The 9353-nt window shown below is 61.2% G+C and carries 10 protein-coding genes; 6 read left to right on the forward strand and 4 right to left on the reverse strand.

The window, feature by feature from the left end; all coding sequences use genetic code 11:
* Together AQ12_RS22475 and AQ12_RS22480 are read right to left on the reverse strand one after the other, a co-directional pair.
* Nucleotides 1-399, reverse strand: a 399-nt coding sequence (locus AQ12_RS22475) for a PIN domain-containing protein (protein WP_202967499.1), incomplete at its 3' end; no start/stop codon positions are given.
* Entirely contained in the window at nt 396-734 is a 339-nt protein-coding gene (locus AQ12_RS22480; RefSeq protein WP_082151548.1) for a type II toxin-antitoxin system Phd/YefM family antitoxin, read from the reverse strand. The genes AQ12_RS22475 and AQ12_RS22480, both read right to left, overlap by 4 nt.
* Before the next feature lie 117 nt (nt 735-851).
* On the opposite strand from AQ12_RS22480, the gene AQ12_RS11385 reads away from it, so the two are divergent.
* Both AQ12_RS11385 and AQ12_RS11390 read left to right on the forward strand, forming a co-directional pair.
* Nucleotides 852-1199, forward strand: a complete 348-nt coding sequence (locus tag AQ12_RS11385) for a nucleotide pyrophosphohydrolase (protein ID WP_048440037.1) — start codon at nt 852-854, stop codon at nt 1197-1199.
* A gap of 1 nt (nt 1200) precedes the next feature.
* Nucleotides 1201-3621: a DNA/RNA helicase domain-containing protein gene (locus AQ12_RS11390; RefSeq protein WP_048440038.1), complete on the forward strand. Its 2421-nt coding sequence runs from the start codon at nt 1201-1203 to the stop codon at nt 3619-3621.
* 35 nt (nt 3622-3656) lie between these two features.
* On the opposite strand, the gene AQ12_RS11395 is transcribed toward AQ12_RS11390, so the two are convergent.
* Nucleotides 3657-4199 (reverse strand): GAF domain-containing protein, encoded by a 543-nt coding sequence (locus AQ12_RS11395; protein WP_053076686.1) that lies wholly within the window; start codon nt 4197-4199, stop codon nt 3657-3659.
* A gap of 39 nt (nt 4200-4238) precedes the next feature.
* Nucleotides 4239-4580 carry a GlsB/YeaQ/YmgE family stress response membrane protein gene (locus tag AQ12_RS11400; protein ID WP_048440039.1) on the reverse strand — a complete coding sequence of 114 codons (342 nt, stop codon included), beginning with the start codon at nt 4578-4580 and terminating at the stop codon, nt 4239-4241.
* A 137-nt stretch (nt 4581-4717) separates the two neighbouring features.
* Here AQ12_RS11400 and AQ12_RS11405 point away from each other — a divergent pair, with 137 nt between their 5' ends.
* From AQ12_RS11405 to AQ12_RS23015, 4 genes are all read left to right on the forward strand, one after another.
* Entirely contained in the window at nt 4718-5872 is a 1155-nt protein-coding gene (locus AQ12_RS11405; RefSeq protein ID WP_048440040.1) for a sensor histidine kinase, read from the forward strand.
* A 118-nt stretch (nt 5873-5990) separates the two neighbouring features.
* On the forward strand, nt 5991-8351 hold the full coding sequence (locus tag AQ12_RS11410; protein WP_048440041.1) for a catalase: 2361 nt from the start codon (nt 5991-5993) through the stop codon (nt 8349-8351).
* A 62-nt stretch (nt 8352-8413) separates the two neighbouring features.
* On the forward strand, nt 8414-8896 hold the full coding sequence (locus AQ12_RS11415; protein WP_048440042.1) for a hemerythrin domain-containing protein: 483 nt from the start codon (nt 8414-8416) through the stop codon (nt 8894-8896).
* Between the two features lie 152 nt (nt 8897-9048).
* Nucleotides 9049-9216 carry a hypothetical protein gene (locus AQ12_RS23015; RefSeq protein ID WP_161799023.1) on the forward strand — a complete coding sequence of 56 codons (168 nt, stop codon included), beginning with the start codon at nt 9049-9051 and terminating at the stop codon, nt 9214-9216.
* Nucleotides 9217-9353 lie beyond the last annotated feature (137 nt).

A 9353-nucleotide genomic window follows, 5' to 3' on the forward strand; every position in this document is an offset into this window, starting at 1 on the left:
CAATCCTCTCAGAGAATGGAGCCTCCTCAAATACCGGGGCGGTTCAGTTGCCTCGCATTCAATCGCTGTTGCTGCTATCCATGCGTCGGCAAGCGAAAGCGCATGCACCGCCTTGATGCCGGCCGCGCGCTCAAGCAAGGCGGGGCTTTCATGCACCCAGGTGATGGGCAGTTGCTGACATTGAACATAGGCCGCGCGGCCAGCCCGTTGGTTCTCGTTTTTCCACACGCGATAGAACACCTCCATCAGCGTGATGAAGCATCCATAGACCTCTGCGGTGCCCTGGGCAGCGGCCACCAGTATCGCGGCGACCCGATCGCTGCCGCGTTCTTCGTTGTGCAGGGTCAGTAGCGCAGATGTATCAAGAACGTAGCGCGTCGCAGTAACCACACCACTCACTTGCCTGCCTTCCCGGCCTTAGTCGCGCGTGCCGGCTTGGGCTTTGTCGAACGCTTGACCGCGTAGTGCGCGACCGGCTCGTGGACGGCTTCCGCGCGCCGGTCGGCAAAGAGCTGCTCGACCGTGCCGCCCTTGCCGGCTCCGCGAAACGTCGTGATGGCTTCAATGGCTGCACGCGTCGCGTCGCGAGACCCAAGTCGCTCTTCGAACGCTCCAACTGCCATCAGCATGGCGACGGGGCGCCCTCGCCTTGTAATCGTGATCGGCTCACGCTGCACAGTATCGAGAAGTTGACCGAAGTTGTTTTGCGCCTCAACCGACGTGACCGTGAGCATGCGTCTTCCTGAAATAGCTGATTTGTACAGTATAGCTACTACATGCATTTGTGGACTACACGCGACCCCAAGCGCTTAGCATGCAGCGTGTGACGCAGCTGCGTCGAAAGGAAATGAATGTCGAACCTGGAAGCGCTTGCTGCAACAGTCGTGGCGTTCCGTGATGAGCGCGACTGGAAGCAATTCCACAATCCGAAGGACGTGGCGCTGTCGCTCATGCTCGAAAGTGCGGAACTGCTTGAGCTGTTCCAGTGGAAAGACGCGCAGGCCACGGCCCAGACTGCGACCACTCACAAGGCCGAACTGGCCGACGAGCTGGCAGACATCCTGTACTACACCCTGCTGATGGCGCACGACCTGGAAATCGATCTGGCTTCAGCGTTGAACGCCAAGATGGCCAAGAATGCGGCCAAGTACCCAGCGGACAGAGCCAGGGGTTCGAGCAAGAAGTACACGGAACTGTGACGTGATCATCTACCAGGCTCAAAAGAAGCAGTTCCTCCAGGATGTCCAGACCAACGACATTGAAGCAGTGGTGCTGGAGTCGTACTTCAAGCGCACCGGCGGTAAGGTTTCCCGTCAGGAGGTCAAGTCGTGGGCCTCGTCGCTCGTGTACATGGGACGGGTGCTACACGATGATTCGATCCCCGACGACTGCGGTGTCGCCATCGAGTACACAATTCCGCAATCGGCCAAGCGGGTCGACTTTCTGTTGACCGGCAAGACCGCGGACGATCAGTCCTGCGTGATCATCGTCGAGTTGAAGCAGTGGGAATCTGCGGGCAGGACGACCAAGGATGGAGTCGTGACCACCCGTTTTTCCGGGGGCGAGAAAGAAGTACCTCACCCTTCGTACCAAGCCTGGTCCTATGCCGCATTGCTCAAAGGTTTTAACGAGGCGGTGTACGACGGCAACATACAGTTGATGCCCTGTGCGTATTTGCACAATCACCCGGAGAGTGGGGGCGCCATCAACGACGCGTTCTACAAGGAGCACATTGCAAATGCCCCACTATTCCTGCACGGCTCCCTGGAAAGGCAGCGCCTGCAGGACTTCATCCGCAAGCACGTCCGTACGGGCGACAAGGGCCAGGCGCTCTACCTGATCGAAGGCGGACGTATTCGCCCTTCACGAAGCCTGGCCGACAGCCTTGTGGGCATGCTCACCGGAAAACAGGAATTCGTTCTCATCGATGACCAGAAGCTGGTCTACGAGACTGCCATGCAGCAAGCCCGCAAGGTCGCCAAGAAGGGCAAACGGGTTCTCATCGTGGATGGCGGACCAGGAACCGGCAAATCGGTCGTAGCCATCAATCTCCTCGCAGGCTTGACCGATTCGCGCATGACGGTTCGATACGTCACCAAAAACAGCGCGCCGCGTGAGGTGTATCAGACGCGGCTGACCGGCCACTTCCGCAAGACCGAGATCTCGCACATGTTCACCGGATCAGGCAGTTTTACCGAAGCAATCGCAGATGACTTTGATGCACTGATCGTGGACGAGGCGCATCGGCTCAATGAGAAGTCTGGCCTCTATTCGAACCTGGGAGAAAACCAGGTCAAGGAGTTGATTCAGGCATCGCGCTTTTCGGTGTTCTTCATTGACGAGTCGCAGCGGGTCACGCTCAAGGACATCGGCAGCAAGTCTGCGATCAGGCACTGGGCCGGCCAACTGGGTGCGCAAGTCGAAGAAATGACGCTTTCGTCGCAGTTTCGCTGCAACGGCTCGGACGGCTACCTGGCATGGCTGGATCACAACCTTCAGGTGCGCGATACCGCCAATGTCACCCTGGATGTGGCGGAGTTCGACTTTCGGGTTGTCGACACGCCCACTGAGCTCAGAGCCTTGATCGTCGCGCGAAACCAGGAGCGCAACCGCGCTCGAATGGTCGCCGGATATTGCTGGCCGTGGCCGAGCAAGACGGATCGCAATGCATTCGACATCGTGATGCCGGATCATGACTTCAAGGCGCGCTGGAACTTGACGCAGGACGGCGGCCTCTGGATCGTGTCGCCCACATCGGTTGCCGAAATCGGATGCATCCATACCTGCCAGGGCCTGGAAGTCGACTACATCGGCGTCATCGTCGGCGATGACTTCATCGTGCGCGATGGACAGGTTGTCTGCGATGCGAGCAAGCGAGCCCGATCCGACATGTCGCTCAAGGGCATCAAGTCGATGGCGAAGTCGGATCCGGTTCGCGCGGCAGCGCTTGCCGATTCCATCATCAAGAACACCTATCGAACGCTCATGTCGCGAGGCATGAAGGGCTGCTACATCTATTGCACCGACCCGGAGACGTCGACGTACTTCAAGAGCAGACTATGCGGAACCCGCAGTGTCGACCAACCACTGCCGGCCCAACAGATACGGCCCCAAATCACAGATAGCCGTCCGTTTCGTGTGCTGGCTCATCAGGATGTCCAGAAGTACCGCAACTGCGTACCTGTGCTTCCCCTGAAGATTGCCGCCGGAGCGTTTTCCGAGGGCCAGACACTTGACCTCCATGAAGAGACGCAGTGGGCATGCGGTGACGGCATCCCGCTCGGCCCCAACATTTTCATCGCCCAGGTTGTCGGCGAATCAATGAACAGGCGGATTCCGAACGGATCCTGGTGTGTTTTTCGGGCGAACCCCGGTGGTTCGCGCAATGGCAAGACGGTCCTCGCGCAGCACCGGGACATCGCCGATCCGGAGACCGGCGGCAACTACACGATAAAGGTCTATTCCAGCGAGAAGACCGACGAGGGCGGAACCTGGACACACAAGAAGATCGTGCTCTCGCCAAATTCCACCGACGATTCGTTTCGTCCAATCGTGCTGTTGCCGCGTAGCGAAAGCGATCTCGCAATCGTTGCCGAGCTGGTCTCGGTACTGCTCCCCTAGCAATCGCAGCGGCCCGGCCGCAAGCATGGCACCGCTTAGATCGACCCGATCCGCTGCGAAACCAGCCTGGCGATATTCTGCAGGCGACGCACGTCTTCTTCGTTCTTGTCTTCATGCACGTGCATCGAAAACGCACAGAGCGTGCCGTACACGTTGCCATCGCTCATGACGACGGGCACGCTGAGGTGGGTGCCGATCTCCAGCGGCGTGTGCGGCAACTTGCCGTCACGCACCAGCGGGCGGGCGTTGCGGATGTACCGCGGCATGCGGCCCTGGACGATGTGATGGCACCAGCTCTCTTCGATCGGGTCCGACATGCCGGGCTGGATCACGGCCTGCCCGGGATCGGTATCGACCGCGACGAACTTGCGCTGGCCGTCCTCGAACCGGGAAACGAACACCACATCCATCCTGATCTGCTCGCGCAGCACTTTCAGCATGCGCTGCAGGTCGTGGGGTATGGCCTCGTCGCGGTGATCGCTGGTTGCGACGACCATGGATTCGAGCCTGCTTTCGAGCTCGTCCATTTCTTCATCCCAGGCTTCGGAATGTTCGAAGTTGTGTGTTGACTGCGGCATGGCGGGCCCCTTTCTGTGCCGATCCGCCATTTTGCATCGCTAGTTGCGGTTCTTCTGTTTGCTCTTGCCGGCCTTCATCGGACCTACCGCCTTGCGCATCACACCCAGCAGCAGCAGCATGACGACCGAGCCTGCGACAGCCAGCCCCAGTCCCATGGCAAAGCCGGGGACACCCGGGCTCTTGCCATGAAACTGCGCGGCCAGGAACTCGCCGCCGATAAACGCCCCGAAGATTCCCACCAGGATGGACTCCACCAGTTCTGTCCTGCTCGCGCCCTTGCGCAGTACCGTGCCAAGAAGCCAGCCGATTCCAGCGCCGACTGCGCACCAGATATATGTGTTGATAGAAACTTTCTGCGCATGGAAGCCATGAAGGCCCATGGTGGCAGGTATCGGGCGAGACTGCAGCTTTATTTGCCCAGACCGGCGTATCCTGCGTCGATGTCCTTATCCGCCGTCGACGAAATCCCTCGCACCGACCCGCCAATCGCGTGCGACCGGATGAGCAAGAAGTCCATTTGAAGCTCTCCACATTCCTCAATACCCACTCCGAAGCGATCCTGGTCGAGTGGGAAGCGTTCGCCAGGACACTGGAGCCTGCCGCCGAACTGATGACAAGCGCCGACCTGCGCGATCACGCCCTGCAGATCGTGAAGGCGATTGCCCTGGACATCGAAAGCCTGCAGAGCGAAGCGCAGGCTCGCACGAAGTCGCATGGCGATGCCCCGGCCAAGCTCGACAAGAGCGCCGCTTCCATCCACGGCACGCTGCGCGAAGTCAGCGGCTTCTCCCTGGTCCAGCTCACCGCGGAGTTCCGCGCCCTTCGAGCGAGCGTCCTTCGACTCTGGCTGCCGAAAATCGGCGAGTTCAACGAAGACGTCCACAAGGAACTCGTCCGTTTCAACGAGGCGGTCGATCAGGCGCTGGCCGAGTCGGCGGTCACGTTCTCCGACCACTACACCCAGACGCGTGAACGCTTCCTGGCCATCCTGGGGCACGACCTGCGAACACCCCTGTCGGCCATCAGCATGACCGGGGCCTTGCTCGAACGATCGACGTCTGCCGATGGCAACGTGGCCGCGGGCAAGCGCCTCACCCGCAGCGCCGCCACCATGTCCACGATGGTCAATGACCTGCTGGAATATTCGCGCACGCAACTCGGCGGCAAGATGCCGATGCGGCCAGAGCCGGCCAATATGACCGACATTGCGCAGGCGGCCCTGCACGATGCAGCAACGGCAAATCCCGAATGCGTTTTTGAGTCGTCCTTCACGGGCGACCTGGCGGGCTCGTTTGACAGCGTGCGGCTCCAGCAGGTCATCGTGAACTTGCTGACCAATGCCGCGCAGTACCGCAGCCCCGGCTCCAGCGTTGTCCTGGATGTGAGCGGATTGCCGCAGGACGTCACCATCTCGGTCACCAACCAGGGCCCCGCGATACCGCCCGACGCGCTGCAGTCGATCTTCAGTGCCATGGTTCAGTTGCCCGTTGACGGTGAGTTGCCGGGCCGGCCACGGACCAGCCTGGGCCTGGGACTTTTCATTGCGAGGGAAACAAGCCTGGCGCATGGTGGATCGATTCACGTCACATCCACGCAGGACAGCGGCACGACATTCACTGTCCGGATACCTCGGGCTCAGGCAAGCCCTGCGCCGCCACCCACGCACCCGTGAAATTGCGGCGCGTGCTGTGAACGACGCGCTGTATCGAAGCCGTCCTACGCGCCTGTGAGATTGGCGCTCCTACCCTTGTCAGCGGCGCTATTGCCGTTCGAACCCACAAGGGAAACACATGCCGAAAAGCAAGAAGCCGGCCCCTGCCTCATCCACGGATGCACTGCAGATACAGGCAGCACAAACACAAAACCTGGCAGCTGCCATGCCGTTCAATTCAAGCAAGCCCGACGAGCACGGATTTGCCAATGGCCTGGCGCCGCAACCCGGCGCAACCGTCCAGCCGCAATCGCGCCTGCCAACCGGCAGCACGCTCTCTGAAGAGAACACATCCGAAAAAGCAGGCAGCGTCGCGCCCGAAGGCGTGAACTCCACCATAGAGCCGCTCGACCGGGTGCGCGTCGACTCTGGCGGCCAGATGCTCACGACCAACCAGGGCGTGCGCATCGCGGACAACCAGAACTCATTGAAGTACGGCGTGCGCGGCCCTGCCCTGCTCGAAGACTTCATCCTGCGCGAGAAACTCACGCACTTCGACCACGAGCGCATTCCCGAGCGGATCGTCCACGCACGCGGTTCCGCCGCCCACGGATTCTTCGAGGCCTATGACGCCGCGACGGACCTGACCCGCGCCGCGCCTTTCAGGGAGAAAGGAAAGATCACGCCCGTCTTCGTGCGGTTCTCCACGGTGCAGGGCGAGCGCGGCTCCAAGGACACGGCACGCGACGTGCGCGGGTTCGCCGTCAAGTTCTACACCGATGAAGGCAACTGGGACCTGGTGGGCAACAACATGCCGGTGTTCTTCATCCAGGACGCGATGAAGTTCCCTGACCTCGTGCATGCGGTCAAACCCGAGCCGCACAACCAGATGCCGCAAGCCGCAAGCGCGCACGACACGTTCTGGGACTTTGTGTCGCTCATGCCCGAGTCCACGCACATGCTGATGTGGGTGATGTCCGATCGCGGCATTCCGCGCAGCTACGCGACCATGCAGGGCTTTGGCGTGCACACCTTCCGCATGGTCAACGACGAAGGCACCTCCGTCTTCGTCAAGTTCCACTGGACGCCGATGGCCGGCACACACTCGCTGGTCTGGGACGAGGCCGTCAAGATCTCGGGTGCCGACCCCGACTATCACCGCCGTGACCTGTGGGACCGCATCGAGTCGGGCGCCTACCCCGAGTACGAACTGGGCGTGCAGGTCTTCACCGAGGAGCAGGCCGAGTCCTTCAGCTTCGACATCCTGGACGCCACCAAGCTCGTGCCCGAAGAGCTGGTGCCGATCCGTCCGCTGGGCCGCATGGTGCTCAACCGGAACCCGGACAACTTTTTCGCCGAAACCGAGCAGGTTGCGTTTTGCACCGCGCACATCATCCCGGGCCTGGATTTTTCGAACGACCCGCTGCTGGCAGGCCGCATTCACTCGTATGTCGACACGCAGATCAGCCGACTGGGCGGTCCCAACTTCCACGAGATACCAATCAACGCCCCCATCGCCCCGGTTCACAACAACCAGCGCGATGGCATGCATCGCCAGGCCATCCCGCGCGGCCGCGTGTCGTACGAACCGAATTCGCTTGCAGGAGGCTGCCCGTTCCAGGCTGGTGCCGCGCAGGGATTTGTGTCAGTCGCAGCGAGCATCTCCAGCAAGGAGGACCAGGGCAAGGTGCGCGCCAAGCCCGAGAAATTTGCCGACCACTACACCCAGGCCACGCTGTTCTTTGAAAGCCAGACGCCGGTGGAGCAGGACCACATCGCCAACGCGTTCAGGTTCGAGCTGTCCAAGGTGACGGTGCCTGCGATCCGCGAGCGCACGGTTGCCATGCTGCGCAATGCGTCCGAAGCGCTCGCGCAGAAGGTCGCCAAGGGACTGGGCATGAATCCGGTGCCCGATGCCCTGCCGCTCGCACTGCCTGAAGTTGCCACGCCCGAGGTGCTCAAGTCGCCTTCGCTGTCGCTGCTGCATCGCCCCGGCAACGGGTCGCTCGCCGGTCGCAAGGTTGCGATCCTCGTTGCCCCTGGCATTGAAGGCGAATTCGTGAAGCAGGCGCAAGCTGCGTTGAAAAAAGAAGGCGTCGTGGCCCGACTGGTCGGACCGCGCATCGGGCCGATTCCCACGGCCTCAGGCGACGCACTGGAAGCCGATGCCTCGATGGAAAACGAACCCGGCTTCCTGTTCGATGCCTTGGTGATTGGCGATGGCGCCGAAGCCCTCGCCGCTCTCTCGCAGGACGGGCACACGGTGGAATTCATCAAGGACCAGTTCCGCCATTGCAAGCCGATCCTGGCTTTGGGTGACGCAATCGAACTGCTCGCGCTCGCCGGTCTTCCGGTGAGCCTGGACAAGAGCCTGGTGCAAGGCCCCACCGGCTTGATCGTCGCCGAAGCCGCCGACGCAACCGAAGCCCTCGACGACTTCATCGACGCCATGACCCAGCATCGCCACTTCGGCCGCGAAATGGACCCGCCACTGCTATGAACAAGACAAACAACCCTCTCCCCAATGACTCAGATGATTCCGATAACTCCGAGGATTCAGTGATGTCCGACATCTCCGATAAGGACGCCTGCGAGTTGCTCGACGCGGACCACATCGCCGTCAAGCACCTGTTCGTGGACTATGCGCGGCTGGCCGTGCTGCCCGAGCCCGCTGCTGGCAAGACGGCCGGGCAGCGCACCGCCCTGGCGATGAAGATCTGCGACGAGCTGACGGTTCACGCACAGATAGAAGAAGAGATCTTCTATCCGGCCCTGCGCAAGGCCTTGCCCGACGCAGGCGCGCTGCTGGACAAGGCACTGGCCGAACACCAGCAGGCCAAACAGCTGATTGCCGATATTCGCGGCATCGGCAAGGCCAACGCTGCGATGGACACGCTGGTGGCCGAGCTGAATGTGGCGATCGAAAACCACGTCAAGGATGAACGCGACATGCTGTTTTCCAAGGCGATGGCAGCGCCCGATGTGGACCTGCTATCTCTGGCCGACCAGATGTTCGAGCGGCAGCAGGAACTCGAGGCGGGCTGAAGTGCGTATGCGTGCGGGCTGAAGTGCCTGTGAGTGCGGCCTGTCTGACATGCGGTGAACGCGAATGACGACAGGCCGCCCGATGCCAGGCGCTATCTTCAATTCACGCCGCACCGGGCGGCTCGCAAGTCCAACTACCAAGGAGCATTCTCATGGCATCACGCAGCAGCAAGTCTTCCGATTCTTCGGGCACCACCAAGTCGTCATCCGAGCCGAAGTCCAAATCCTCGGCACAGGCCAAGGGCACCGGCAGCGCAACCAGCAAGCGCGCTGCGCAAGGCGGTGGCGAGAAGAAGACAACGGGCAGCAAGGCCAGCTAAGCGACCACCGGTTGTCATGCCGGACTCGATCCGGCATCCACCGCGTAGCGGCAGCCGTGCTCGATCAAACATGGATTGCGGGTCAAGCCCACTAGTGTCCGGAGATTTTTAGAGCAGCGGTAGTTGGAGGACCGGGC

The organism is Caenimonas sp. SL110, assembly GCF_001044395.1.
GTDB lineage: Bacteria > Pseudomonadota > Gammaproteobacteria > Burkholderiales > Burkholderiaceae_C > Ramlibacter.